The 25834-nt window shown below is 70.6% G+C and carries 27 protein-coding genes, 1 tRNA gene, 1 pseudogene and 1 riboswitch; of the genes and pseudogenes, 9 read left to right on the top strand and 20 right to left on the bottom strand.

All coding sequences use genetic code 11. The features are described 5' to 3' along the window. Positions 1 to 70: 70 nt before the first annotated feature. A complete protein-coding gene (trmB, locus tag ACFYX0_RS20040; RefSeq protein ID WP_388971843.1) occupies positions 71 to 928 on the top strand; it encodes a tRNA (guanosine(46)-N7)-methyltransferase TrmB in 858 nt (285 codons plus the stop codon). Between the two features lie 63 nt (positions 929 to 991). Beyond that, positions 992 to 2338, top strand: a complete 1347-nt coding sequence (locus tag ACFYX0_RS20045; protein WP_388971845.1) for a PrsW family intramembrane metalloprotease — start codon at positions 992 to 994, stop codon at positions 2336 to 2338. Positions 2339 to 2402: 64 nt separating this feature from the next. Here the strand turns inward: ACFYX0_RS20045 and ACFYX0_RS20050 are convergent, their stop codons facing one another. The 5 genes from ACFYX0_RS20050 to ACFYX0_RS20070 form a co-directional block, all read right to left on the bottom strand. Continuing rightward, positions 2403 to 3347 carry an aldo/keto reductase gene (locus tag ACFYX0_RS20050; RefSeq protein WP_388971847.1) on the bottom strand — a complete coding sequence of 315 codons (945 nt, stop codon included), beginning with the start codon at positions 3345 to 3347 and terminating at the stop codon, positions 2403 to 2405. Positions 3348 to 3545: 198 nt separating this feature from the next. Next, positions 3546 to 4559 carry a M23 family metallopeptidase gene (locus ACFYX0_RS20055; protein ID WP_388971849.1) on the bottom strand — a complete coding sequence of 338 codons (1014 nt, stop codon included), beginning with the start codon at positions 4557 to 4559 and terminating at the stop codon, positions 3546 to 3548. A gap of 11 nt (positions 4560 to 4570) precedes the next feature. Beyond that, a riboswitch (cyclic di-AMP (ydaO/yuaA leader) is annotated at positions 4571 to 4727 on the bottom strand. A gap of 266 nt (positions 4728 to 4993) precedes the next feature. Further along, on the bottom strand, positions 4994 to 6472 hold the full coding sequence (locus ACFYX0_RS20060) for a PP2C family protein-serine/threonine phosphatase (protein ID WP_388971851.1): 1479 nt from the start codon (positions 6470 to 6472) through the stop codon (positions 4994 to 4996). A gap of 173 nt (positions 6473 to 6645) precedes the next feature. Then, positions 6646 to 6719 (bottom strand) — tRNA-Met (locus tag ACFYX0_RS20065). A gap of 83 nt (positions 6720 to 6802) precedes the next feature. Then, positions 6803 to 7951 (bottom strand): dihydrofolate reductase family protein, encoded by a 1149-nt coding sequence (locus ACFYX0_RS20070; RefSeq protein WP_388971853.1) that lies wholly within the window; start codon positions 7949 to 7951, stop codon positions 6803 to 6805. Positions 7952 to 8133: 182 nt separating this feature from the next. Here ACFYX0_RS20070 and ACFYX0_RS20075 point away from each other — a divergent pair, with 182 nt between their 5' ends. The 4 genes and pseudogenes from ACFYX0_RS20075 (at position 8134) to ACFYX0_RS20090 (ending at position 10360) form a co-directional block, all read left to right on the top strand. After that, entirely contained in the window at positions 8134 to 8649 is a 516-nt protein-coding gene (locus ACFYX0_RS20075; RefSeq protein WP_388971855.1) for a MarR family winged helix-turn-helix transcriptional regulator, read from the top strand. Positions 8650 to 8797: 148 nt separating this feature from the next. Further along, a complete protein-coding gene (gene ribA, locus ACFYX0_RS20080) occupies positions 8798 to 9508 on the top strand; it encodes a GTP cyclohydrolase II (protein ID WP_388971857.1) in 711 nt (236 codons plus the stop codon). 232 nt (positions 9509 to 9740) lie between these two features. Continuing rightward, positions 9741 to 9944 (top strand): annotated as a pseudogene (locus ACFYX0_RS20085) (winged helix-turn-helix domain-containing protein); the annotation flags it as partial. Beyond that, a complete protein-coding gene (locus ACFYX0_RS20090) occupies positions 9941 to 10360 on the top strand; it encodes a DUF3592 domain-containing protein (RefSeq protein ID WP_388971859.1) in 420 nt (139 codons plus the stop codon). The pseudogene ACFYX0_RS20085 and the gene ACFYX0_RS20090, both read left to right, overlap by 4 nt. Positions 10361 to 10868: 508 nt before the next feature. Here ACFYX0_RS20090 and ACFYX0_RS20095 read toward each other — a convergent pair. The 15 genes from ACFYX0_RS20095 to ACFYX0_RS20165 form a co-directional block, all read right to left on the bottom strand. Further along, positions 10869 to 11312 carry an NUDIX domain-containing protein gene (locus tag ACFYX0_RS20095; RefSeq protein ID WP_158922444.1) on the bottom strand — a complete coding sequence of 148 codons (444 nt, stop codon included), beginning with the start codon at positions 11310 to 11312 and terminating at the stop codon, positions 10869 to 10871. Between the two features lie 14 nt (positions 11313 to 11326). Continuing rightward, positions 11327 to 12163: a hypothetical protein gene (locus ACFYX0_RS20100; protein ID WP_225099809.1), complete on the bottom strand. Its 837-nt coding sequence runs from the start codon at positions 12161 to 12163 to the stop codon at positions 11327 to 11329. After that, positions 12147 to 13031 carry an aldo/keto reductase gene (locus ACFYX0_RS20105; protein WP_388971861.1) on the bottom strand — a complete coding sequence of 295 codons (885 nt, stop codon included), beginning with the start codon at positions 13029 to 13031 and terminating at the stop codon, positions 12147 to 12149. Before ACFYX0_RS20105 ends, ACFYX0_RS20100 begins: the two co-directional genes overlap by 17 nt. Then, on the bottom strand, positions 13028 to 14197 hold the full coding sequence (locus ACFYX0_RS20110) for a cupin domain-containing protein (RefSeq protein WP_388971863.1): 1170 nt from the start codon (positions 14195 to 14197) through the stop codon (positions 13028 to 13030). Before ACFYX0_RS20110 ends, ACFYX0_RS20105 begins: the two co-directional genes overlap by 4 nt. A gap of 15 nt (positions 14198 to 14212) precedes the next feature. After that, positions 14213 to 14347, bottom strand: a complete 135-nt coding sequence (locus ACFYX0_RS20115; RefSeq protein ID WP_263636687.1) for a hypothetical protein — start codon at positions 14345 to 14347, stop codon at positions 14213 to 14215. 179 nt (positions 14348 to 14526) lie between these two features. Beyond that, a complete protein-coding gene (locus ACFYX0_RS20120) occupies positions 14527 to 14850 on the bottom strand; it encodes a hypothetical protein (protein WP_388971865.1) in 324 nt (107 codons plus the stop codon). Then, complete coding sequence (locus ACFYX0_RS20125; RefSeq protein ID WP_388972094.1) at positions 14844 to 15251, bottom strand: ATP-binding protein; 408 nt, start codon at positions 15249 to 15251, stop codon at positions 14844 to 14846. The genes ACFYX0_RS20120 and ACFYX0_RS20125 overlap by 7 nt, the downstream gene beginning before the upstream one ends. A 170-nt stretch (positions 15252 to 15421) precedes the next feature. Continuing rightward, complete coding sequence (locus ACFYX0_RS20130; protein WP_225099813.1) at positions 15422 to 16270, bottom strand: helix-turn-helix transcriptional regulator; 849 nt, start codon at positions 16268 to 16270, stop codon at positions 15422 to 15424. Between the two features lie 15 nt (positions 16271 to 16285). Then, on the bottom strand, positions 16286 to 16819 hold the full coding sequence (locus ACFYX0_RS20135; protein WP_388971867.1) for a DUF6879 family protein: 534 nt from the start codon (positions 16817 to 16819) through the stop codon (positions 16286 to 16288). Further along, positions 16788 to 17054, bottom strand: a complete 267-nt coding sequence (locus ACFYX0_RS20140) for a hypothetical protein (RefSeq protein ID WP_388971869.1) — start codon at positions 17052 to 17054, stop codon at positions 16788 to 16790. The genes ACFYX0_RS20135 and ACFYX0_RS20140 overlap by 32 nt, the downstream gene beginning before the upstream one ends. A 161-nt stretch (positions 17055 to 17215) precedes the next feature. Continuing rightward, complete coding sequence (locus tag ACFYX0_RS20145) at positions 17216 to 18931, bottom strand: relaxase/mobilization nuclease domain-containing protein (RefSeq protein WP_388971871.1); 1716 nt, start codon at positions 18929 to 18931, stop codon at positions 17216 to 17218. Then, positions 18928 to 19500 (bottom strand): MobC family plasmid mobilization relaxosome protein, encoded by a 573-nt coding sequence (locus ACFYX0_RS20150; RefSeq protein ID WP_388971873.1) that lies wholly within the window; start codon positions 19498 to 19500, stop codon positions 18928 to 18930. The genes ACFYX0_RS20145 and ACFYX0_RS20150 overlap by 4 nt, the downstream gene beginning before the upstream one ends. Before the next feature lie 344 nt (positions 19501 to 19844). After that, positions 19845 to 20612, bottom strand: coding sequence for a DUF2637 domain-containing protein (locus ACFYX0_RS20155; protein WP_388971876.1), 768 nt, complete (start codon positions 20610 to 20612; stop codon positions 19845 to 19847). Between the two features lie 486 nt (positions 20613 to 21098). Then, positions 21099 to 22361: a DUF3631 domain-containing protein gene (locus ACFYX0_RS20160; protein ID WP_388971878.1), complete on the bottom strand. Its 1263-nt coding sequence runs from the start codon at positions 22359 to 22361 to the stop codon at positions 21099 to 21101. 263 nt (positions 22362 to 22624) lie between these two features. Next, positions 22625 to 22864, bottom strand: coding sequence for a hypothetical protein (locus tag ACFYX0_RS20165; protein ID WP_225099819.1), 240 nt, complete (start codon positions 22862 to 22864; stop codon positions 22625 to 22627). A 96-nt stretch (positions 22865 to 22960) separates the two neighbouring features. Here ACFYX0_RS20165 and ACFYX0_RS20170 point away from each other — a divergent pair, with 96 nt between their 5' ends. From ACFYX0_RS20170 to ACFYX0_RS20180, 3 genes are all read left to right on the top strand, one after another. Further along, the gene (locus ACFYX0_RS20170; protein ID WP_225099820.1) at positions 22961 to 23647 is read left to right on the top strand and encodes a helix-turn-helix domain-containing protein; all 687 of its coding nucleotides are present in this window, start codon (positions 22961 to 22963) and stop codon (positions 23645 to 23647) included. Continuing rightward, positions 23644 to 25170, top strand: a complete 1527-nt coding sequence (gene xerC, locus ACFYX0_RS20175; protein WP_388971880.1) for a tyrosine recombinase XerC — start codon at positions 23644 to 23646, stop codon at positions 25168 to 25170. Before ACFYX0_RS20170 ends, xerC begins: the two co-directional genes overlap by 4 nt. A 156-nt stretch (positions 25171 to 25326) precedes the next feature. Next, positions 25327 to 25809: a DUF5994 family protein gene (locus ACFYX0_RS20180; protein ID WP_388971882.1), complete on the top strand. Its 483-nt coding sequence runs from the start codon at positions 25327 to 25329 to the stop codon at positions 25807 to 25809. The last annotated feature ends 25 nt before the right edge of the window (positions 25810 to 25834 follow it).

Consider the following 25834-nt stretch of genomic DNA (forward strand, 5'->3'; position numbering starts at 1 on the left):
GACCGTGTCAGGCTCCCCCTCACCGGGCCCGGCGAGCTGTCGCCGCGTTCCCCCTAAAATTGATGCCACTGTGTCTGATTCTCTCAATTTCGCCCCCGAAGACCCCGAGGCCGCCCTCGGCGGTCGGCTTCAGCGCATCCCCGGAGCCGCCGCGGACCGCAGCCGGGCCAAGGGGGAGCCACGGTTCCCCGGCGGGCCGATGGCCGATCCCGCGGGGTCCCACTTCGAGCGGCGGATCCGGAGCTTCCAGCCGCGACGCAGCCGGGTGACCACCGGGCAGGCGGACGCCCTGCAGCGGCTGTGGCCCCTGTGGGGCCTGGACATCGACGGACAGCGGACCGTGGACCTGGCCGAGCTGTTCGGGAACACGCGGCCCGTGGTGCTGGAGATCGGCTTCGGCATGGGCGAGGCCACCGCGCGGATGGCCGCCGACGACCCGGACACCAACATCCTCGCCGTCGACGTGCACACCCCAGGCCAGGGCAATCTGCTGGCTCTCGCCGAGCGGAACAGGCTGACCAACCTCCGGGTCGCGAACGGCGACGCGATCATCCTGCTCCGCGAGATGCTCGCGCCCGACGCGCTCGACGGGCTGCGGGTCTACTTCCCCGACCCCTGGCCCAAGAAGCGCCACCACAAGCGGCGGCTGATCCAGCCCGAGTTCCTCACGCTCGCCGCCGCCCGCCTCAGCCCGGGCGCGCTGGTGCACTGCGCGACGGACTGGGAGCCGTACGCGGAGCAGATGCTCGAGGTGCTCACCGCGCACCCCGGTTTCGAGAACACCCGGCCCGAGGGCGGTTACGCGCCACGTCCCGCATTCCGTCCGCTGACCCGTTTCGAAGGTCAGGGGCTGGACAAGGGTCATGTCGTGAACGACCTGCTGTTCCGGCGCGTACAGCACCGGGACCAGTCCTCCGCCGGCGACTGAGCGCCCCGCGGGCCCGCCGGGCACCGTCGCGGGCGGCGCCCCTGTCTCGTTAGGGTCGATGCCGTGGCCATCTGTCCCCCGTATCCGACGCGTCCCGACGGCAACGCGGGCGAGGGCCGGCATCCGCACTGGTGGCAGCGTCGGTGGGTGCGCTACGGCGCGCCGGCCACGCTCCTGGCGCTCTCCGGCCTCGTCATCCTCGCCCTCGTGCGGCAGCAGACGGGCACCGAGGGGTTCCTGGTCGGACTGGGACTCGCGGTGCTGCCCGTGCCGCTGCTGGTCGCCGCGTTCCGCTGGCTGGACCGGGTGGAACCCGGGCCCTGGCGGAACATGATCTTCGCCTTCGCCTGGGGAGCCTGCGCGGCCGCGCTCATCGCGATCGTCGCGAACAGCTTCGCGACCCGGTGGATAGCCACCGCGACCGCCGACCCGCACAGCGCCGACACGCTCGGCGCGACCCTGATAGCGCCGATCGTCGAGGAGTCCGCGAAGGCGGCCGCCGTGCTGCTGGTCTTCCTCTTCCGCAGACGCGACTTCACCGGGATCGTGGACGGGGTGGTGATAGCCGGGGTCACCGCGACCGGCTTCGCCTTCACCGAGAACATCCTCTATCTGGGCACCGCCTTCGGCACGGACCAGCTCAGCGGCGGGCGGGGCCTCGCCTCCGTGACCGCCGCGACCTTCTTCGTCCGGGTGGTGATGGCGCCCTTCGCGCATCCGCTGTTCACCGTGCTCACCGGCATCGGGTTCGGTGTCGCGGCGATGTCGGCGGAGCGGCGGCGGGCACGCCGTGTCCTGCTGCCGCTGGCCGGGCTGCTGCTCGCCATGGGCATGCACTCGATGTGGAACGGATCCTCGTCGTTCGGCGAGTACGGGTTCTTCGCGGTGTACGCGTCCTTCATGGCGCCCGCGTTCGCCCTGCTGACCTGGCTGGTGATCTGGACACGGCAGCGGGAGCTGCGGACGGTGCGGGAGGAGCTGCCGGCGTACGCGGCCACCGGGTGGCTGGGGCCGACGGAACCGTTCGTGCTCGGCTCCATGCGGGCGCGACGGCTGGCCCGGCAGTACGCGCGGCAGCACTTCGGGAAGGCGGCGGCGCGCTCGGTCGCGGAGTACGAGGCGTACGCGACGTCACTGGCGTTCCTGCGGCACCGGGGGCGCCGCGGCCGGGCGGGAGCCGACTTCGTCGCTCGGGAGGGTGAGCTGCTCTCCGCGCTGTGGGCGCGGCGTGCGGTGGCACGGCCTGCGCTGGCGCACGCGGCGCGCACGACGGCGCCGATGCCGGTCTGGCCCGGCTACGGCTACGGACACGTCCCGTGGTACCCGGCGCCGCGATACGGACCGACGACGCCGTATCCCGCGTATCCCACGTATCCCGCCTCTCCCGCGTACAACCCCTATCAGCCGTAGAAACGCTGTCGGCCGTGGAGCCGCGGGCTGTCCCCGGGGGGACAGCCCTCACCGGATGCCGTGATTACGCGGACGCCTCGGTCAGCCTGGCCAGGTCCTTCTCCGTCAGGGTCAGGTCCGCCACCGCCAGCAACGCGGGCAGCTGCTCCACCGTGCGGGCGGAGGCGATCGGCGCCGCGACCGTCGGCTGGGCCGCGAGCCAGGCCAGGGCCACCGTCGGGATCTGCGCGTCCCGCTCCTGCGCGACCTCGTCGAGCGCCGCGAGCACCCGTCGGCCGCGCTCGGTCTCCAGGTGCTTGCCCGCGCCCTGCGCGCGCGCCGAGTCCACGGTCGTGCCCGGCCGGTACTTGCCGGTCAGGAAGCCGGAGGCGAGGGCGTAGTACGGGACGGCCGCCAGGCCCGCGCGGGCCGCGACGTCCTGCAGCGGGCCCTCGTAGGTGTCCCGCGAGACAAGGTTGTAGTGCGGCTGGAGCGCCACATAGCGGGCCAGGTTCTCGCGCTCGGAGAAGTCGAGGGACGCCTGCAGGCGCTCGGCGGAGATGTTGGAGGCGGCGACGGCGCGCACCTTGCCCGCCTTCACCAGGTCGTCGAGCGCGCCGATGATCTCCTCAACCGGCACCTCGGGCTGGTCGAAGTGCGTGTAGTAGAGGTCGATGTAGTCGGTGCCCAGGCGGCGCAGGGACGCGTCGGCCGCGGCCTTGATGTTGGCGGCGCCCAGCCCCTTGTACTCGGGGTGCTGGCTGACCTTGGTCGCGATGATCACGTCGGAGCGGTTGCCGCGCGCCGCGATCCACTTGCCGATGACGGTCTCGGACTCGCCGCCCTTGTTGCCGGGTGCCCACGCCGAGTAGACGTCGGCCGTGTCGACGAAGTTGCCGCCGGCCGCCGTGTAGGTGTCGAGCACGGCGAAGGACTGCGCCTCGTCGGCGGTCCAGCCGAAGACGTTGCCGCCGAGGGAGAGGGGGAAGACCTCGAGGTCCGAGGAGCCGAGCTTGCGAAGGGAAGTCATGCTCTACTTCAGCGCTCGATCCGGAAGATCTTATTCCGGTCGGAGCTGTTCCACACGGGTGAATTCCGGCCTGCTGAATCCGGGCCGGGAAGGGCGCACACATGCCTGACCGGCAGCCCTGACGTCGGGGGGATGTCGCCAGGACCGCCGGATTTCAGGAGGTGGCACGCGCCGGGGACAGGGGCGCGGGCCCGGATGTCAGGGGTTGAGGCCCTTGCTCTGCAGCCACGCCATCGGGTCGATCGCGCTGCCGCCGCCCGGGTGGACCTCCAGGTGCAGATGCGGCCCGGTGACGTTGCCGGTCGCACCCACGCGGCCGATGACGTCGCCCGTGGAGACCTTCTGGCCGACGCTGACACTGATCGACGACTGGTGGCAGAACCACAGCTCGGTGCCGTCGTCGAGGGTGAGGACCGTGCGGTAGCCGTACGAGCCCGCCCAGCCCGCCTGGGTGACGGTGCCGCTGTGGATGGCCTTGATGAGCGTGCCCGTGGGGGCGGCGAAGTCGAGGCCGGTGTGGTAGCCGGAGGACCACATGGCGCCGGCGTCACCGAAGCGCGAGGTCAGGGTGTACGAGGAGGTCGGCAGCGTGAACTGCTTGGCCAGTTCCGCCAGTCGGGCGGCCTCGGCCTTCTTCTTGACCTCCGCGGCCACCGCCTTCTCGGCGGTGTCCTGGGCCTTGGCCGCCGCTGCGGCGGCCTTCTTCGTGGCGGCGTCCTGGGCGGCCTGTGTGGCCGCCGCGGCGATCCGGTCCTGCTGGGACTCGGCCTGCTGCATGATCCGGCTGCGCAGCGCCTCGCCCGCGTCCTTGGTGCCCGCGGCGGCGTCGGTGGTGCTCACGCCGGCGTCGCTCAGGGCGGTGGCGGAGCCCTCGGGGGCGCTGGTGTCCTCGCCGATGAGCTCCTTGGCCGAGTGGGTGACCGAGGAGAGGTCGGGGAGGGATATGGACACCGGCGGCTTGCCGGTCTGCGCGGTGGCCATGCCACCCGCGCCGACCGCGGCCATCACGCCGACGCCGAGAACGGTGGAGCTGCGGGCGAGTCCGCCGCCGCGCTGCCTGGTGACGCGGTGCCGACCGCGAACGGGGCGGACGGAATCCTCAGTGGGATTCCACTCCTCCCAGGGGCCCTCGTCGGGGCGGGGCGCAAACCCGATGGTCTGCGTGCCGCCAGGGGCGAACGAGGTGCTCTCGGCAGGCCGGTTGGACGCCACGTGGGCGCACTCCTTTCCTTCCGTTTCGCCTACCGGGTTAGCTGACGGGTTCGGAGGGGAAGGTCTCCTACGCGCGTATACCAGCCGTTTTGACACGGCGATACCCGCTCGATTCACCCCAAGGTGGTGGTTCCCCGGCTCCCTTGCGGGATTCGGCACACGCGCACGGAGCCGCCTCTGGTGACGGCTGGGACGACCGCGCTGCGTTATCGAACGTTAATAGACGTCGGGCCTGGATTCCAAGCTGTTCGGACAGATCATTAACGCTCCTGGCCAGGACTTTAACGACACGATCAGCGTAAAACGGGCGAGTTGACCGCACCTCACCCGCACCAACTGTTCTGACGGTGCGTCAGTTGTTATCGGAAGAGGACCACCCACTCACGCACCGTGACAACGCCCGGACGTGCAGCGGCGTTTGGCCCTCGACGGGTTCAGCGGCGCTCGGACCGGCGCACGGCGAGCAGCGCCATGTCGTCCGTCGCCTGGCCGCCGGTGTGGCGGGCGACGTCCTCCGTCACGGCGGCGAGCACGGCGCCGGGGGTGGGCAGGACCCGCCCGGCGAGGCGGTCGGCCGGGTCGTAGAACTCGCCGCGCGCGTCCCGTGCCTCCGAGACGCCGTCCGTGAAGAAGAGCAGCGTCGAACCGGGCGGGAAGTCCCACTTCTCCGCGCCGTCGGACCCAGGGGCCAGATCGCCCATGCCGAGCGGCAGCGCCGGCTCGCGGGCCTCCAGTTCGCGCAGGGTGCCGTCCGGGAGCAGAAGCAGGGGGGCGGGGTGCCCCCGGTCGACGATCCGGACGACGCCCTCCTCCCCGTGCGGGATCTCCGCGAGGACCGCGGTGGTGAACTCCTCGTCGGCGTCCGGGCCGTCCCGGCGGATGCCCTCGCGCGACAGCGCCCGCTCCAGGCGCTGGGCGACGGCCTCCAGCGTGGCCTCCTGCTCGGCCGCCTCCCGGAAGGCGCCGATCACCACGGCGACCGCGGCCACGGCACCCGTCCCCTTGCCCCGCACGTCCCCGACCACGAGCCGTACACCGTGCGGTGAGTCCTGGACGGCGTACAGGTCGCCGCCGATGTAGGCGTCGGCCTGCGCCGCCTCGTACCGGGCGGCGATCCGTAGCCCCCCGATCCGCGCGGGGGGTTCGGGCAGCACGGCGCGCTGGGCGGCCTCGGCGATCCGGCGGGCGGAGGCGAGGCGGGCGTCGTTGCGGCGTACGAGCACATTGATCAGCACGGCGGGCACGGCGGCCGCGGCGGTGGTGACCGCCTCGGTGGCCGCGCCGGACGCCCCGAGCCCGAGATGCACGGCCAGCACGGCGGCGAGGGCCGCGGTACCGGTGACGACGGTGCCGCGCAGCGAGTGCAGGGGCGCGGCGACGAGCGGCGCGGCGGTGAAGAGGGGGACGGACGGGAAGACGGACGGGGTCAGCCGGCCGCAGCAGACGCCGAGGCCGATGAGCAGCGCGGGCAGGGCCCGCAGGAACGCCCGCGCGTACGAACTCCGCCGGCTCTCCGCCGGGCCGGGCTCCGGGGGACGGACGTGCCCGGGGCCGGTGCCCGGCGGGCGGGATTCCGTCGTCCCCGCGTCGTCGGGCCCGGTGCCCGGCGAGCGGGCGTCCTCGGACCGGACGTGGAGTCGGCTGTCGGACTGATCGTGGGGTCGGCCGTCGGGTCGGCCCTCGGATCGGGCGTCGGGTCGGCCGTCGCGCCGGTCGTCGCGCCGGTCGTGGGATCGCCCGTCGGCCCGATCGTCGGGCGGTTCGCTGTCCTTCGGGGAAGGATGCACGGCCGGGCCGCTGCTGGTGCGGTCGTAAGGGATGCCGCTCCCCTCGTACGGAGTTCCGGGTCCTGACCCGCTGCCCTGCTCGTCGCACGGCGCATCGATCCGCCACGCGCCTCCTTGCTGAACCACCCGTCCAGGCTTCACGCAGGACGGGCGAGGGGCGACCGCTGTGGGCCGACCGGCGTACACACCCTGTGGACGGGGATAGGAGAGACCCCGGCCGGGAAGGGGGAGAAGTGGGTGAAGAGAACAGAAAAAACCGAGGGCCGGAACCCTTTCGGATTCCGGCCCTCGGCCTTCAGTAGCGGGGACAGGATTTGAACCTGCGACCTCTGGGTTATGAGCCCAGCGAGCTACCGAGCTGCTCCACCCCGCGTCGGTGATTCCAGTGTACGCCATGCGCAGGACACGAAGCACACAGGTTTACGTCCGCGGGGCTTCACCACCGTTCTCCGGCCGTCAGCGGCCTTCGTCCGGGGACAGCAGATGGGCGTTCGGGGCCTTGGCCCGCTCCTCGTACTCGGGCAGTACCACCACATCCACCCCCTGCGACGTCAGCAGCCCGTTGCCGTCCGCCGCCGCCACGAACGTGTCCGGTTCACGCCAGGACGTGACCACCCGCCGCACCCCGGCGTCGAGGATCAGCCGGGCGCACGGCGCGGGCCGGGAGGCGCGGCGGGCGCACGGCTCCAGGCTGCTGTAGACCGTCGCGGTGGCCAGTCGCGGATCCGCCGGGTCCAGCTTCGCCAGGGCCGCCTCCTCCGCGTGCACCACCGGGTCCCCGCCCTCCCGGGAGTGCCCCCGGGCCAGCTCCGTGCCGTCGGCCGCGACGATCACCGCACCCACGCTGAAGGCCGTCCGGGAGGGCGGGCACTGCGCCGCCAGCTCGCACGCGGTCTCCAGCCAGCGCCGGTCGGCGGCGGAGGCCGACCTGCCGGTGCCGGGCGCGGTGGGCGCGTAGCGCATCAGCACGACGTCCCCGACCGGCCGCGTCTCCAGCAGCCGCATCCGTCCGGGCGGGTACGCCCCCGGCCCGAACATCCGCGGCGCGTCGGGCTGCCCCACGACCAGGGGCGCGAGGACGAGTTGCAGCTCGTCCGCGAGGCCCTGCCGCAGCAGCTGGGTGTGCACCTGCCCGCCGCCCTCGACCATCAGCCGGCCCACGCCCTTGACGTCACCGAGGTGAGCGAGCACGGCGCGCCACTCCACGTCGGGGCCGAGCGCGACCACGTCCACGTCCGCCGGCAGCAGCCCGCTCAGCCGCTCCGCGCCCTTGTCCGTGGTGTAGAGCGCCTTCGCGCCCCCCGTGTGCCAGAAGAGGGCGTCCGGGTCGAGATCACCGGACGCGCTGACCGCGACCTTCAGCGGGTACTCCGGCCGCCCGGCGCGGACCCGGGCCGCGCGCCGCTCCTCGGAGTAGACCAGCAGCCGCGGGTTGTCGGTGCGCAGCGTGCCCGCGCCGACGAGGATCGCATCGCTGCCCGCCCGCACCTCGTCGACCCGGTCGAAGTCCTCCGGTCCGGACAGCAGGAGCCGCTCGGGGCCGGTGTCGTCCAGGAAGCCGTCGAGGGAGACGGCGGCGGACAACAGGACGTAGGGCTGGGCCATGGGGGTGCACTCCAGGGGTCGAAGGGCGACGGACGAGGGCGGAGCAGGAGCCGGGGGGCCAGGGAGGTCCGGGTCAGGCCCCGGCCGCGTGGCCAGGATGCGCCGGGGCGGGGCCGGAGGTCCAGATCCGCCTGGAACTCTGGATCTTGTTTCAACTTTTGAACAATAACTACACTGGAGCCATGACGACCCGCTGGCTCACCCCCGAGGAACTGCGCGCCTGGCGCGCGTACCTCGCCGCGTCATGGCTCCTGGAGGACGTGATCGACCGGCGGCTCCAGCAGGACGCCGGCATGCCGCATCTGTACTACTCCGTCCTCGCCAACCTCTCCGACGCGCCGGGCCACCAGATGCGGATGACCGATCTCGCGGAGACGTTGAAGATCACGCGGAGTCGGCTGACCTACGTCGTCACCCGTCTGGAGAAGGACGGCACGGTCCGCCGGGAGGGCTGTCCCACCGACCGGCGCGGCAGTATCGCGGTCCTCACGGACGCGGGCACGGCGCTCCTGGAGCGCTCGGCTCCGGGCCATGTCGAGACGGTCCGCGCCGCCGTCTTCGACCACCTCACGCCCGAGCAGGTGGCCCAGCTGGAAGCGATCTCCACCCGGATCACGGAGGCGCTCCAGGGCGGCGAGGAGCGGCCCGCGTGCGACGGACTGCCGTGGCGCCGGCGCTCGTCCGGCGCGGCGGAGTGATCCGGGCGACCGGAACATGCCCCCCAAAATTGCTTGAAGTTTAAAGCGAGCGCGCGTTAGAGTCTCCGACCGAGGTTGTGCTTCAAATCTGAAGCATGGGGCGCATCCTCCGTACCCGCAACCGCCGGCCCGGAGAAGGACGACAGCCATGCGCGACTCGCACGACGACGCCACCGCATCCAGTGACAGCAGCGAACCGACCCGTCTCCCCGCCGATCTCCCCACGACCGCCGATGTCCCCGCGGCCACGGTCCGCACCCGTGTGACGGTCCCGCTCCGCTTCGGCGACGGCTACACGGTCACCGCCGACCTGGTCACCTTCCACGGCCTCGTCGACGGCCAGGAGCATGTCGCCGTGGTCCTGGGCGAGCCCGCCGCCGACCGCGCGCCGCTGGTGCGGCTGCACTCCGAGTGCCTGACCGGCGACGTCTTCGGCTCGGCCCGCTGCGACTGCGGACCCCAGCTGCGCGAGGCGGTGGAGCGCATCGCCGACCGGGGCGGCGTCCTGCTGTACCTCCGTCAGGAAGGCCGTGGCATCGGCCTCTACAACAAGCTCGACGCCTACGCCCTCCAGGACCAGGGCCTGGACACCTACGAGGCGAACGCCGCGCTCGGCCTGCCGGAGGACGCCCGCGACTACACGACCGCCGCGCAGATGCTGCGCGCCCTCGGCGTCGACACCCTGGACCTGCTGTCCAACAACCCCGACAAGGCCGCCCAGCTGCGCGGCCTGGGCCTGACTGTCACCCACCACGTCCCCACGGGCGTCTTCACCACCGCGCAGAACGTCCGCTACCTGCGCGCGAAGGTCATCCACACCCAGCACACCCTGCCCCTCACGGAACTGACGGCGGGCTGACCCACACGCCCCGGACAGGGTCCGCGGCCTTCGGGGCAGCCGTCCCGGCCGGGCGGTTCCGGACACTTGTGTCGATGTCCGGAACCCAGTGCGTCAAGGCTTCGTCAAGGTGACGCGGGAGAGCGTCAGGGCCCCGCTAACGGGACTCGCCGACCCCGGCGCGCGGCGCTTTGCTGGATGAGCCGGTTTCCGCCGACACCGCCCCCGGCCCCCGTGCCCCGCAGCGGCACGCAGCGGCCGGGCGGTCCCCTCCCGTCGTCGTCAACTGCTGCATGACATCTGGGGACCGGGCCACGACGAGAACCTGAACCACCTGCGGATCTATATCGCGTCCCTGCGCCGCAAACTCGAACCCGACCCGGCGCACCCCCGCCACCTCATCACCGAGCCCCGCATGGGCTACCGCTTCGAACCCGGTGGAGGCACGGCCCGGTGAGCACGGGAGACATGGTCGTCGTGGCGGTGTTCGCCGCGTGCGGCGGCGGCGTTCTGGCGCTCGCCGGCATCGCCGGTCTGCGCCAGAGCCGCAGGATCGAACGGACCGGCACCAAGGCCTGGGCACTGGTGAAGCGCAGCCCGGGGGCTCGTGACGACGAGCCCTCACCGCCGCGCCCGCTGCTCCAGTTCACCACGGAGGACGGCCGCGTGGTGGAGATCGTCAGCCCCGTACCGGCGACGCGACGGCGCCCGTTGCGCGACGGCGGCACCTTGCTGATCACCTACGACCCGGCCGACCCGGCCACCGTCGTCGTCCACAACCGGGAACGGCGCCTGCTGGACTACGGATTCATCGCCGCCGGAGCGCTCGTGGCACTGCTGGCACTGCTGCTGGCCGGCCTCGTGGCCCGGTAGCAGCCGCCGGGCACGAGGCCCGGGAACGACGCGGCGCCCGGGCCGACCGAAGCCGACCCGGGCGCCGCGTAGCAGGTCAGAGGGGGTAGACCCCTCTCCCGCAGTTGTAGGCCCTGTGGGACTCGAACCCACAACCAATGGATTAAAAGTCCTGGCCAAGGCTTGCCAGGTGTTCCCGGACGCTGCTTCGACGTCCGGTAACACCTGGTCAGGGCACATCCGGAATGATCGCCAGTCTGTCCCATGTCGGCTCGTGCCGCACCGTCCGCTCACGCATCGCTCACGCAAAAGGGCCCGCTGACCAGTACGTTCAGTACCGATGTGAGCGCTGCTGCAGCGGCGACCACGGCCACCAGGTGAAGCCCCTCTCGATCGGCTACCGGAACCGTGCCTCGAAGCCAAAGCCCCGTCCGTCGCATCGATGGACGGAGCCTTCGGCCTGCACGTGGCCACAGTCGAGAGCCGACCTGCGCCAGCATCTGCCCTGATTTACGACCGATCAGGGCAGCTACCGCCAGCCGTCAAGGGAGATCTCCGGACCACCCGTGAGATATCGGCGGAGGGCGCTCGCCGTGGTTTCTACGAACGCCTCCGGGATAGCCTCAGCGCTGACCCAGCAGACCTGGGTGTGCTTGCTCGGTTCTCGGTTCTCGGGCTCGCCCGTCCATTCGTGGGCGGCGAAGACGACGGTGAGGAAGCCATTGGGGGCTTCGACACCCCAGGCACCGTGGATGATGTGGGCGACCTTCAGGGAGTGCGGCTTCACGGTTAGGCCGGTTTCCTCGTACAGCTCGCGTACGGCGGTCTCTGTGATGGGCTCGCCGGGTTCGCTTTTGCCGACGGGGAGGTCCCACATGCCCTGTGCGAACTTGGCGTTCTGGCTGCGTTGGAGGAGGACGACGCGGTTGGTGGCCTTGTCGTGGACGATGACTGCGGCAACGAGGAGGGTCATGGATTCGACCGCTCTCACCTCGTCCTCTCGTATGTCGCGTCCACGTACTCCTTCACCGGGCCCGCAAGTTCCTTGTAGAACGGCGTGCGGTCGGCAGCCTGGAGAACCCGGGCGCAGATGGTCAGTTCTGCCACGCGTGCGGCTGGGGTGTCGAGGATGTGGCCGAGGGTCTGGCGGACACGGGCGGCCGTGGCGGGGGTGTGGAGGGAGTAGAGGTAGAACTGGGCGGCGTCGAAGCCGACCGGGGCTTGTCCCCAGCCTTCCCAGTCCAGGATGGTGAGGTCGGGACCGGCGAGGTTTGACCAGTGGAAATCGCCATGGGCTGTGGACCACTCGATCTGACCGATATCGCAGCCTGTGTATTCGGGGATGGCCCGGCGGATGTACTCCTCGCGTACGGCGATGCGTTCGGTGGGGACTTCGGCAAGGCAGTCGAGTGCGGTCCGCAGCTTCGTCCACCATGTCTTGGGGAGGGCCGGGTCGTGTTCGAGGACCGGTGAGCGGGAGATGACGGTGGCGTCCGTGTGCTGATACAGCTCGGCTCGGTACGCCCAGCCGGCGGCCTGCCAGTCGTGGACGTCGTGGAGGACAGGGCGGGGGATCGCGGGAGGAAGCAGTTCCTGGGCGGTCTTCGGGCCGTCCCAGAGTTTCCCGTGCGCCTTGTCGGGGTGCTCCGCGACGACGCGGAGCCAGCCGGTGCCTTGCGCGCTGGTCACGGCGCCGGAGAGGGTCCGGCCGGCGTAGCCCCAGATGGGTTCCTCGGCGAGGTCGGTCAAGGCGAGAGCGGTGCACGCAGAGATCCTGGCGTTACGCATGCGCTGGGCGGTGGCGTCGTCAGGCGCCGAGAACATCGATCACCTCGTGCAGGGTCTTGTCCGGGAGCGGAGGTAAAGCAAGGACGCGCTGGGCGGCCTCCCAGTGTTGCGCGTTCCCGGACCCCAGGAGGACGTGATTCACCCCTGGGGTGTACGCGGTGACACGCAGGGCGGCCTCGGCCGGGGTGGTGCCTGGGTCGATGAGTTGGGCGAGTTCGTCCGTGACCATGGTGGGGAGTTCTCCGCCATGCAGGGGGGCGGAAATGAACGTGTCCAGGCCGGCTGCGGTTGCCTCAGCCAGGGGGCCGGTGCCCTCCAGGGCCTGGGCGACCGGTTTGAGCATGACCAGTGAGACGGGGAGCTGGATGGCGGACAGATGATGGCCGCGGCCTCCGCAGTGGGTGGCGATTTTGAGGAGGTCGGCGACGCTGAACGCGCCGTCGAAGCGGGTCCAGGTGGCGACGCCGTAGCCTCCGATCCGTCCGGCGCGGGCCTCGGCTTCGAGGGCGGTGAAGGCGCTGGTGATGGCGTCGTGAGGGCGGTCGGCTTGTTCGGGGTTGTGGACGAAGACGATGTCCGGCACGCGGCCCAGCTCGGCGCGGTTGTGGTGGCTCTGCCAGGCGACGTAGCGGTGTGTGAGGCAGTGGCCGGAAGCGGCTTCGGCCGGTGTGACGACGCCCGCGTCGCTGGCGGCTGCCGCAATGTCGGGGGTGAAGAATCCGACCTTCGTCGACACACGCAGGTCCCGGTTCCCGGCGAGCACCGGCTGAAGCTCGGCCTGGGCACGGCCGTGGTGGTAGTTGGGGGCGGTGTCGATCCAGGATGCCCCGCAGGCGACCGCGGCGACGGCCGCCTGCGGGATGTCCCGGCACCGGTACGTTCCCAGTGCGAGGTCGGGGCTCACGGCTCGCTCACCACCGCGACGTTTGCGTGGACCAGTTCCGTCACGAGCCCGGCGACTTGTCCGACCGTGAGGCCGCTCGTTTCCGCGAGGTGTCCCAGCGGCGCCGAGGCGCCGTCGAGGAGCGGGGACAGCACAGCGCGTACGGGCGGGGCGAACGTCCACTCTTCGCCGCCGGCGAGGAGCACGACCTGGTCCTGATGGTTGTCGGTGAGCTGGGCTCGGGCTGTGGTGAGCCGGACATGCAGGTCGTCGCGCGCCGGTACGGCGTCGAGGAAGGGCAGTGACGGCATGGGGCGGCCCGGTTCTATGCCGTCCCTGGCGGTGAGGAAGTCTGCGATCGCACCGTCGTGGAGGGCGTCCGTGACTTCCTTGCGGAGGAGTTCGAGGTAGGCGGCCTGTTCCTGCGGCGGGGCGAAGACGGGCAGGTGCGCGCGTACGGTTTCCGAGGTCCGCAGCCGGTCCGAGAGCCAGCCCAGCAGATCTGCGCCGGTCGTGGTCTGGAGTCCGCACGTCAGGTGCAGGGATCGGCCCTCGGTGGCCGCCACCGCGTGCCACCAGCCCCGGGGCAGGTAGAGCATGTCGCCGGCGCGCAGGATGATCTCCTCGATGGGCTCGTCTGCCGGAGGCTGTGGGGCTTCGATGTCACGGTGGAGGGGGTTGGTCCGGGTCAGCCCGTACAGGCGCCACCGCTTGGCTCCTTCGAGTTGGACCACGATGACGTCGTGATCGTCCCAGTGGGTTCCGAAGCCCTCCGTCGCGGTCCAGGAGGCGTACACGTTGATCTGAACGCGGCCCCGGAAGACCGCTTCGAGGGCCTGTGCCAGGCATTCGGCGGGCTGGTGGAGTTCATCCACGGCGTCCAGGACCAGTGAGGCACCGTCGAGGAGCTGGCCGTGCAGCCGCGAGGGCTGGATGCGCTGCCACACCACGTTCCTGCGGGTGGTGACGGCGGTGGCGTAGCGCTGCCACGGGATGAGTTCCCCGTCGCGGTGAAGGCGGAGGCGAGGCGGTTCAAGGCGGCCCCGGCCGATGACGGTGTTGAGGTCGCCCCATGTCAGGACGGAGGAGAAGTCGGCGACGCTGCGCCAGATGCGGTAGGTGCGGCCGAAGGCCCCGGTGGGGAAGTCCCCACCGAGGCGTTCGACCACCTTCGAGAAGGCGGGCACTTCTGTCGGCTCCGCTCAGTCGTTGGTGTCGGAGACGCCGGTCGAGCCGCCGTCGGACGGCTGCTCCGCACGGGAGCGGGCGGCGGCGATGGACTTCCGGGAGACGATCAGCCCGTCCTCGGCGGGCTCCATGACGACGTTCTCGGGCATCGTGCACTCCTGTTTCTCTCGGCTTCCTCCCGCTCAGTCAGAGCGAGAGGTCTTGAGCAGATCCGCCGTGTCGGTTGCAGCCAGCGGATCTGGAGCGGCGCCCGCCCACCTGGGGGAGACGAGGGGACGCCGTACCGCCCGGGGCTGTCCTTCGGTACACCGGGCGGAGTCTGTGGGTGCTACAGAGAGGCCCGCAGGCCCTCCAGGACGAGCGAGAGCAGCGCCGTGTCCGGCCGGGTGGCCTCGACGGCGGCTCGCCCGTCGGCGTGCCACTGCGCGAGTCGTTCGTGCCACGCGGCCTCGGCGCGCATGACTTCGGTACGGATATCTGCCAGCGCCAGATCGGCTTCCGTGCGCAGCCGCACGAGGTCGGCGGGTGTCAGGCGCAGGGTGCGGACGGTGATCCCGCCCTGCGTGCGCCGGGGTAGAGCCAGCTCCACGCATCGCTCCGGATCGGCGACGCCCGCCAGCTCGTCTTCTGGCAGCAGTCGCAAGGTCAGCATGGCGGGACCGCCAGCTCCGCCCAGACGGTTTTGCCCCAGCGCTTTCGGTCATAGCCCCAGCGGTGTGACAGCGCGTCGATCAGTACGAGGCCACGCCCGGTTTCATCGCCGCCGGCGGCCGGACCCATTTTCGGCAGGGCGTGGGATTTGTCGGTGACGCCGATCCGCACGAGATCGTTCGTGACGCGTCGGACGGACACCCGAATCAGACGGCACGGGGTGTGGCGGACTGCGTTGCCCACCAGCTCGGAGACGATCAGTGTGCCCGCATCGGCCATCTCGCCTATGCCCCAGGTGTTCAGCGCGGCCGAGACGAGCCGCCGGGCACGGCGGGCCATCTCGGGCGCGCAGGGGAGGGTTTCGGTGTAACCGGCCGGTCCGACTGTGGTGGGTCTGGTCATGACGCTCACGGGGTCGTCTCCTCGGGGCTGGACGTCCCACCCGCAACAGGGGGTGCGAGCGGGACTCTCCTCCACTGCCGCCGAGGGGAGCCTGGCCTGCCCGGCGACGTCAACGACCGTACGGAGAGCCGGAGTTTTGCCTCAACGAAATTGCGGGGAATTGCGCAATGTCATCCGAGGGAGTCGATCGCCGCGTTGATCAGAGCGCGGGCGGCGTTGCCGTGGACAGCCATCTTCGTCAGCTCACCGAACGCCTTGCGATAGTCGGCAAGTTCGCGCGGTTGCACCACGTTGACCTCGGCCGTGAGGGTTTCCACGACGCTGCGTGTGCCGTCATGGAGGTAGAACGCCTCCAGCGGCCACATGGTCCTCTGCACGGTGAAGGGGATGACGCCCAGGGAGACGGAAGGGAGCGGCATCACGGCCAGGAGATGCCTCAGCTGTCCGGCCATCGTCTCGGCGTCGCCCACGCGGTAGCGCAGGACGCACTCCTCCATGAGCACGATGAACCGGTGTCCGCCCTCGTACAGGAACCGGCTCCGGGCGACGCGGGCCGCGACGGCCTCCGAGACGTCGTTGGGGGTTCCCTGGAAGTCGGTGATGGCTTCCATCAGGGCTGTGGCGTACGCGGGGGTCTGGAAGAAGCCGGGTACGACGTTGGAGACGTACGCGCGTGTGACGCCGGTCTGCGCGTAGAGGCCGTAGAAGTGCTCCTGGGTCTTGCGCATGCCCATCCGGTGGCTCCTGCGCCACTCCACGTACATCGAGTCGACGGCGCGGGCCGTGGCGATCAGGTCGTCGGCCTGGTCAGCGGCGCCACAGGCAGCGCACCAGGCGCGGATGTCCACGTCGGTGGGCTGTACCTCGGCTTTTTGGATGCGGGTGGTTTTCGCGGGGTGCCAGCCGCACCGGGCGGAGAGTTCCTTCCCGGTGAGGCCGGCGTCCTTGCGAAGGTGCGTCAGGCGCACGGCGAGCGCTTCACGGGCGGCCTGAGCGCTGGACGAGGGAGAGGCGGGCATGGGCCGGAGCGGGGGTCAGACGGCGTACTTCTCGTGGTCGACGGCACGCTCCCACACGGCCTCGAAAGCGTCGGAGCACAGCTTGACCACGGCGGGGTCCTCGCTGAATTCCTTGGGTGGATCGGCCCAATCGCCGTCCCCGGTGAAGATGTTGAACTGCACCAGGCGGTCGTCGAACAGCCAGAAGTCGGCTCCCGGCAGGGCGATGTCCACGGCCCGACGGCGGGGCAGCCAGCGCACCAGTTCACCCGCCTCGACGTTCAGCGGGGTGGCGGCGTGTTCCCAGCGGATGTAGTCCGTCACGGGCTCGGAGACGATCCTGGCTCGACGCATCACCACGCCACGGCCGACGGCCTCCCGCACCATGCCCAGCCAGCCAGGCCACCACCGCGCCGTCGGATCGAGATCGACGTGGCCGGTGCGCTTGAACTCCTCGAACTCCTGTGCCTCGTCACCGACGCCGTACGCGTCGCGCATCTCCAGATGCACCGCGCTGCGGCGGGTACCGGCCAGCAGCTCAGTGAAGCTCGGCACGCCGCTCTGCGACATCGCACGCCTCCCTCAGAATCGGCACCATGCGGGCCGGAATGCGGATCACCGTCTCGTGGGCGGGGATCCCCACCGCGTGACCGGCGACCCACTCCGTACCGCTGACCAGTGCCTCCAGCGCTTCCTCGGCCTTGACGCCCTGGAGGACCAGGTCAGCCGTCTCCTCTTCCACCCACACCGTCGGCGACCCCTCGCCCCCGGTGTTGGGGTCGATCCCGATGAACTGTAGGTCCACGATGCCCTCCCAGATCAAGTCGGTTGCGCGTTCTTGCGTGCGACGCTTCCGAAGGGGGCGAGGGTCGTCAAGGGCCCGGGGTCGGTTCGGTGTGACGTTGGCTTGAACGCACCAACTCTCAGTCGCAGAGGCGCGGGTCGCACGGCGAAACCGCACGCCGCCTACCGGCGCTTTCGATGCTGCTGTTCGGCGAGGGTCACCACCACCACCGAGAGCTGGGGGCTCCCATTCTGCTGAGTGGGCGTCGAAGCTGCGATGGTCGAGCGCCGACGGGCGGCTTCGGCACGGCGGTTGGGAGCCGGGTTTCGGCCGGTGTGCTGGATGCGGGTGATCAGGACGCGGGCGGGCTGGCGGGCGGAGGTCAGCTCGCGTTGGGCGGCGGCCTGCTTGAGGAGCTGGTGGGGTTGGTGACCACGGGCTTCGGCGTCGGCGAGGACGGTGGCGAGCGCGGGCCAGGCCGGGTCGGCGAGGATTCGTTCGGCGTGGTGGGGGATGGCTGCCCGTACGTCGTTCACAAGAACATGGCGGGCTTCCTCCCTGGGCGGTCGGGCTGCGAGATCGGTGAGCATCGGGGCGACGGCGCGATCTGCGGCTATCTGGAGGTGCTGGACGGCCTGGCGGGCAGCGTCGGCCTGGTGGGCGTGGTTCTTCGCTTCGTGCCAGCGCCGGGCGACGATGGTGGCCCAGACGAGAGCCGCGAGCAGGGCGGCCAGCGCGCTGCCGTCGGGGCCGGTGGCGGTGTGGACGATGTCGCGTGCCGCGCTGCGCAGGGCGTGGGCGGCGCGGTCTTCGGCGCGGATCTGGGAGCGCTGGGCTCGGGCGAACGCCTTGGAGGCGGCCTGGAGTTCGCCGCGCAGGTTGTCGGGGGCCTTCTGGGCGGTGGCTTCGAGCAGCTCGCCGAGGGCTGCGATGTGGGCCTGGGCGTGAGTGTCGTCGGCGAGGCCGGTGTGGAGGGTGTCGAGGGCGTCGGTGGCCTGCTGCCAGGGGGTGCTGGGGTGGTTGCGGCGGGCGGTGGGGTGTTCTTCGGGCCGGCCGGATTCGAGGCGGGCCTTGATCTTGGGCAGGGAGAGGTCGGGGGAGATTTTGCTTCCGGGGTGGTAGATCTGCTCGCCGGCCTCGTTGACGTCGCCGGGGCGGCCGGCGGCGCAGCCGAGGAGGTCTCCTGACGGGCCGCGCCGGGCCTTGACCTCGATGCCGCCAGCTTCAAGGTAGGCGATGAGTTCCTCGGCGTTGGTCACGTGGGGGATGGCGGCGCGGATGCGGTCCTGGAGCCACTCGGGGCTGGTCTGTTCCCAGCCGAGGCGTTCGGCCTTGTGCATCTCGCCCTGGGCGGGCCGGCGGGCGCCGGTGCGGTCACCCTTCTTCAGCTGGCGGAGCCCGTAGTCCTTCTCGATCTCGCGGCAGGTGTCGCCGACGCGCAGGCCGCTGTCGTGGAGTTTGGGGCGGCGGCCGTCCTCGCGGACGGTGGTGGCGAGGATGTGGATGTGGTCGTCGGCGTGGCGTACAGCGATCCAACGGCAGGCCAGGTCGTCGCCGACTTGGGCGATGCCGGCGGCCTCGATGATGCGCTGGGCGATGTCACCCCACTCGGCGTCGGAGAGGTAGCGGTCCTCGGGGGCGGCGCGGACGGGGCAGTGCCAGACGTGGTCGGTGACCTTCTTTCCGAACTCGTTGTTGCGCAGCCGCACGGGTTCGTCGAGGTAGCGGGCCAGTTCGGTGAGGGTGGCACTCTCATCGCGGCCGGGGTCGGGCATGCCGAGCATGGCGAACCCCGCCACGATGTGCGGGTCGAGGTGTTCGTCGTGGCGGCCGGGCCCGTAGAGGTAGGCGAGCAGGCCGCGGGTGCTGGACCCGGCCGGTTTGATGGCGGCGATCACGCGGGCAGTTCCTCTTTTTCCGGCTCGGCCGGCTCGGCGGGCTGGCGCAGGGCTTCGGCGATCAGCTCCAGCAGTTGCTGGAGTTCGGTCAGGTGCTGGCGGAGGTTGGGTGGGGTGTGGTCGCTGTTGAGGGCGCGTGCGATCTGGTTGACGTTGACGCCGATCCGGTTGAGCTGGCGCAGGACCTGGGCGCGAAAGTGGTGGGTGCGGCGGCGGTCCTCGGACAAGGGCAGGTTGGCGGTGAACCGTCCGGTGATGAAGGCCATGACCACGTCGGCGGCGAACCCGGAGTCGCCCTTGTAGCCGTGCTCGGCGGCTACGTCCTGGAGGCGGGCACGCTCCGCATCGAGGAAACGCAAGGGACCGACGCGTGCATCACGCTTTTCGCCGGTGAAGCGGCGGATCGTCGGCTGGACACTCTTCACGGAGGGCTCGCCGGCGGTGGCAGCGTCTTGACGTACGGGGCGGAGGATCTCGCGCTGGACGGCATGGAGTGTGTCCGGGTCGGGGCCGCCCTCGGCCACGGCCTCCTGGTCCTGCGCCCCCTGGCGCTGGGCCGTCTCCGCCACCCCCGGGGCGGAGATCCCCGAAGTCCGGCCTGGAGTCGGACTCGGGGTACTACTGGCTCCGCCGGGGGCACCCCGTCCGAACGCACGCCGCAGACGGTTCATCAGCGTAGGGGACTTCGTCAGCGGTATCGGCTCGTCGGGGGTGTCTTTGGGGTGGTGCGGATCGTGCGTCACGGGCGGTGCTCCGGGATGGGCGGGGAAGGCGGGCAATTCCGCAGGAGGGGGCGGCAGAGGGAGGCAGTCGCCGCCTCGTCCACAGATGTGGATAAGCGGGTGGCGAGTGAGACCGGTGGCCGACTGGCCGGGGTGACCGGAAGGGTTCCGGTCACCCCGTGAGATTCCGGTCAGCCGCTGTCCGGACCGGTCTCGGCGGCGGCTTCGATTTCGGACCGGAGGGTGGTCATCACGTCGGTCTGCCGCTCGCTGCTGATCGTCAGGCCCTTGGCCTTGACGGCATTCCGGAGCAGTGACCGGGTGAGCGTGCCGTGCTCGGCGAGGGCCATCCGGCCGATCTCCACGAGTTCCTCGAGCGTGGCGCTGGGCGGACGGCCACCGCGCGGCCTGTTCTCGGCAACGGCGGTCGGTGGCACGGTCGGCTGGGCGGGCTCGGCCGGTGGCTCGGCGAGCGTGGCGGGGGCGGTGGCCGGTGGTTCTGGCACCGGAGCCGGTGCGGGTTCCGGATGGCCCGCAGGCTGGTCGACGAGCTGGTGGATCTGCCGAATCAGGACACCGAAGGCCAGCAGGGCTGCGGTCGGGGGGACCGCGGCGACCACGTAGTCGAGCAGCGGAACGGTGCCTGCGCTGCCGGTTCCGTTGACTCCGGCAACGTTGAGCGCGATGGAGCCGACCGATCCGGTGGCCGTCAGGGCGATCGCCCACCTGTCGGTCACCCTGCGCAGGCCCGCGCGGAGCATGAGCAGTTCGCCCGCGACGATGAAGGCGTCCAGGGTCGCCGGCCAGGCCCAGCGTCGGGTGGTGGAGCTGCGCAGCCCGTGCTGACCAGCGACCTCGGCGAGGTGTGCGTACGACAGCCAGAATCCGCTGATGGTGAGGGCGACGATGACGACTCCGGCCGCACCGAGCGTGTACCGCTCGATGTCCTTCTTGGTCATCGACAGCCGTCCTCCGTCGGGGCGGTGCCCCCGACGAGTGGGTGTCGTTGTGAGGGTGGGAAGGGTCAAGCGGGGGCTCCTGGGGTTTGGCGGTGTGATCCGTCTTGCCGTCTTGGCCGTTGCAAGCGCAGGTCAGGGCCGGTACGGCAGGGGCGTGGATGTGCCGTACCGGCGGCCGTTGGGCTCTTCCGCGTGTGCGGCGCGACCTGACGGCGGGCGGCCTGCCGGCGGCGTCTCGTCGTGTCCCCGGCCGGGCGGGACGGCACTGCCACGTTGTGCCGTCCCGCTCGGCGAGGCTGTGACCTGCGGTGATACGGCGAGGACGCGTGGGACGGCGCAAGACGGATCCGGGCTGCGTCCTCCCGGCGGCAGCGGTTCACCATGATCGTGTTGCCGTCTTGTCGCCGGTTGCCGTCTTGCCTGCAGCCTTTTGACCTGCGGGATCACGGCAGGTACGGCAGGGACGCCCACCGGGGGATGCGGGGGTCAGTCTGCGCTGGGGGTGGCAGGCTTGGTGTCCACTGGGTGGGCAGTGGGGCAGTAGCGCCGCCAGGGGTCGAGGAACTTGTTGCGCATGTAGCCCTTGCGCTGGGTTCCATCGGGGAGGCGAACGTTGCCGGGCCTGATATCGAACTCCCGGAGCATCGCTGCCAGGTCCTTGGCGTTCAGCCCATTGCGTCCCCACTCCGCCCAGGGGCTCTCGGCATCCTGCCGGAGCTGGTGGAGTAGTTCGTCCGTGGTAAGGCTGTCGGGCTCGCGCTGGGCTACGAACACCCTGCGGATGTCGGCGAGGATTCGGGCTCCCCCGGGCCGGTCCTCCTCTGCCTCGACCTCTGCGGCGACCATCCGTGCGCACGCTTCTCGGGCGCGACGGGGCCAGGATCCGGCGGCCAGGTCCGCGATGATGACCAGCGACTCCCAGGTGTCGGCGGCCCGGTCCTCCACCGGCATGTCCGGCTCCAGGTCCGCTGCCTCATCCAGCAGCGGCCTTGCCCATGCAGCGATCCGGTCGCGCAGGTCGTGCAGAGCGGGGATGTCGCGTCGGGAGCGGAAGGGCTTGACGCGCTCGCCCTCCGCCCGGCGGCGCATACGGATCACCACAGCCCGGTCCATGATCGTGTCGGGCAGGTCACCGATCCCCGCGAGGGCCGCCATGGCAAAGGTGGCGAACCGGTGCGGGGTGTGGTCGTTGCCGACCACCCGCGTGACGTAGCGGTTGCGTTGGTGGCCGGCGTTGAGCAGGCCGCGCATCTCCTCGTTCTTCTCCGCCATCTTCGGCGTGCCGAAGATGGTGTCCGCCTCGTCCACCAGGAGCGTGGGCGGCTCCTCGGTGATCGACCGGAACACCGCAGCCGGTGTGGTGTTGATGGTGAGCATCGGCTCGTGGACCGTCTCGGTCAGTACGTCCAGCAGCCGCGACTTGCCGCACCGCTTCGCCGGCCCCACCACCGCCAGACGCGGCGCGTGCTGCCAGGCCGGCTGCAGATGCGTCGCCGCCACCCACAGCGTCACCGCATCCAGCGCCTCCGGCGAGGGCAGGATCACGAACTTCGCTATCTGCTCACGCAGTTCGTCCAGCAGCGCCGAGCCGACGGTCGGCTCCGGATCCGGCGCCCGGGTCTTGGCCGCCGCGACCGACGCAGCGTGCTCGGGTTCGCCCTGGTCGGGCTTGCCCGGCACCGCGACCGACGGCCATGCGGTGGCAGGGGATACGGGGGTGGAATAGGGCGCAGGGTTCTCAGGTTGCACCAGGTGGCTCCTCTTCTGCGCCGCCGGGCATGCAGGCCCAGCGGCGCGGATCGTTCGTTGGAGACGGGCGACGGGGATTCCCGAGCCTCCGGCGTTGCCGCGCCGGAGGCTCGCTGCGTTCAGAGACTGAACACGCTCTGTGTCCCGAGTCGGGACACTCGCTCGGTGCCCCGAGGGAACACGGACAGTACGTCCACCCCCGGCAACAGTCCAGCGATTCTGTGTCAGCTCAGCGCAGAACCGTCTGCTACGCTGCCGCCCCTTCACGCCGCCAGACCCAGCAGTTCCCACAAGTCCGCGGTCACCACCCGGTAGGCGTTGCCCAGGCGCAGCACCTTGCACGGGTAGGCGCCTCGCTTCGCCAGCTCATAGCCCTTGCTCCGGCCGAGCCCCAGCGCTCGATTGCTCGTGTCCAGGTCAACCGCCACCGGGAGGGCGAGTACCTCCTCCCGACTCATCCCCTTCGAGCCCTTCGAGTCTCCGGCCATCGCGTCGTCGCGCATGCAGTGCGCCCCTTTCCATGCAGCCCTCGGCGAACGCAGTCATCACGTCCGGCTCCAGGCGTCTACCAACCAGGATGGCCAAGCTAATGTGTCTTTATGACACAACGCGGCTTCGATGATGGAAGTGACGAGGACGACGTCCCCGAGTGGGCGGACCGGATCAAGGCCAACGTCGCCGGCGAAGTCCGGCGCAGAAGGAAGGAGATGGGGTGGAGCGCACAGGACCTGGCGGACCGGTGCGAACAGCTCGGACATCCCATCCCGCGCAACGTGATCGCCAACATGGAGTCCGGCCGCCGGGCCAACCTCCCCCTCGCGGACGTCATGGTCCTGGCCGCCGCCCTGGAGACGTACCCGGTCTGCCTGATCTTCCCGGTCGGCTACGTCGAAAAGACCCAGGAACTCCCCTTCCAGCACCTCGTGCCCACCTGGGACGCCCTACGGCGCTTCACCGGGGAAGAGGACGTACCCGGCTACGACGCGGGCCTGGTCCCCGACTTCGAGCTTCACGCCAGTCTCGTCCGCACCGCTCTCGCCGCGCTCGAAGAGGAAGAACAGGCCCGGTTCGCGGCCAAGACGGCCACCAGCCGCGCCGAGAAGGAAGAAGCCGAGCGCCAGCAGGCCAAGTACGCCGATCAGGCCGTCTCGGCCAAGTACAGGCTCCGCTACCTCCGCCGCGACCTCCGCGAGGAGGGGGCCACCCCACCTGATCTGCCACCCGCACTGGGCGATGTCGACCCGCCCGAACCCGATACCGAAACCACCCCGGAGGAACGCCTTTGAAGGGCTCCACCTACCGCCGTTGCTCCTGCCGCGACCCGAAGACCGGCAAGGAACTCGGCGCCTCGTGCCCCAAGCGCAAGGGCCGCAAGCACGGTTACTACTCCATACGCCAGGAACTGCCGCCCCGCGAGGACGGCACCCGTCGCTCCTTCAGCCGCGCCGGCTACGAGTCCCTCAAGGACGCCCAGTCGGAACTCGACCACGTCCGCTCCCTGCTGGCCCTCGCGGACAAGGACGACCCCGACAGCCTCCAGCGCCTCGCCGCCATGCTGGCGGAGGTCGCGGCCGAGAAGGCCCCACTGCCGGCCATCGAGGAGACCCAACGCCGTCTGCGTGCGGGCCTGGCCCTCCGTGGCAGCCTCACCGTCGGCGAGTGGCTCGACCAGTGGTTCGCCGCGAAGAAGCGCCGCAAGACCACGCTCAACGGCTACGCCTCCCACATCCGCGTTCACCTGAAGCCGCACATCGGCCATGTACGCCTCGACCGGCTCAACGTCGGCCACCTCGTGGAGATGTTCGACACGATCGCCGATGAGAACGAGGTGATCGCGGCCGAGAACGAGGCCCGCCGCGAGCAGATCGCCCGCTGCAAGCCGAGCAAGCCCGGACGTCCCGTGGGAGCCGAGCGGAAGCTCCTCGCGGTCGAACGGGCCAAGCTGGCCGAGATGAAGCCGTTCCGGAAGATCACCGGCCCGGCCACCCGGCAGGCGATCCGCCGCACCCTGCGCGCGGCGCTGAACTCCGCGATCGCCCAGCAGCTCATCACCTTCAACCCGGCCTCCCACGTCGAGCTGGAGTCCGGTAGGCGCCCCAAGCCCCTCCTCTGGACCGCGGAGCGCGTCCGGCGCTGGCGCGAGACGGGCGAGATCCCCGGCCCGGTCATGGTGTGGACCCCGCAGCAGTTCGGCACCTTCCTCGACGCCGCAGAGGGCGACCGTCTGTACGCGGCCTTCCACCTGATGGGCACCCGTGGCCTCCGGCGCGGTGAGGCGGTCGGCCAGGACTGGCACGAGATCGATCTCGACGCCGCCCTCATCACCCCTGCCAAGGAGATCGTGGTGGACGGCTGGGACCCCTACGAGTCCGAGCCGAAGACGGACGGCAGCGCGAACACGATCGCGCTCGACAGCATGAACATCGCCGTCCTGCGCGACCACAAGGCCCGCCAGGACAAGGAGCGGGCCAAGTGGGGCGCAGCTTGGCAGGACACGGGCAAGGTCTTCACGAAGGAGGACGGCTCCTGGCTCCACCCGGAGACGGTCTCGGAGACCTTCCGCCGCATCCTCGCCACGACCGACCTGCCGCCCATCACCCTGCGGGACCTGCGCCACGTGGCCGCGACGCTCACGCACGGAGGCGGTGGCGACATCCACACCGTTAAGGAGACGCTCCGGCACTCCACCATCACGCTGACCTCGGACACGTACACGAGCCTGCTCCCCGAGCTGGACCGTGAGATCGCCGAGAAGGCGGCGAAGCTGATTCCCCGGTCCCGTCCGGCAGGCGACGAGACCGTCGCCTGAGCGAAGCCTCTGCCCGCCCGCTCACGCTTGGTGTCAAAGCAGGTCTCTCCACCACGGCGATCTCACAAGTACCGGCGCCGGGCGGTACCTGGAGTAGCGTGGTGAGCGCGAGGCGATTCCCGTGTTCGCAACGCATCCCGAACGGGTGGTCCGCTCATGGCCGACTCCGACATATCCCATGCTTCCCGGCATCTGCCAAGTGGTGTACACCATGCCGTGCGACCGGGGAGCGCATTGCTCCGGCTGGAGACGACGGCATCACGCGAAGGCGTCCTCGACGGTGCGTGGTGGCCACGGTCGCGGGACATCGGAGCCGAGTTGCCCGCGCTGCTGAGCGCCCTCGCCGAGCACTTGGGCCCTCTGAGCCGGGTCGGGCTGGACGCCACGGCCTGGGAGGGGCTCCCGACGCGGATCGTCATCGATGACCGGGTGGTGCACGTGGACTCCTTCCCAGTGGGTGATGACACCGTCTTGATCACCCGGGGCGACAGGGATCACTTCTCACTGCTGGTCATCCCACCGGAGGCGACACCCGAGGCCGCTCACGCGGCGATGGCTCAGGCCGTCCTGGCCAGCAATGTCAGCTCTGCGGAGCAGATCCTCATCGATACGGGAGGCGGACAGACAGCGTCGGGCTGATGAGTCGCCCCGCACCGGGACAGAC

It is taken from the genome of Streptomyces sp. NPDC002573 (assembly GCF_042889625.1).
Classification (GTDB): Bacteria; Actinomycetota; Actinomycetes; order Streptomycetales; family Streptomycetaceae; genus Streptomyces; species Streptomyces gibsoniae.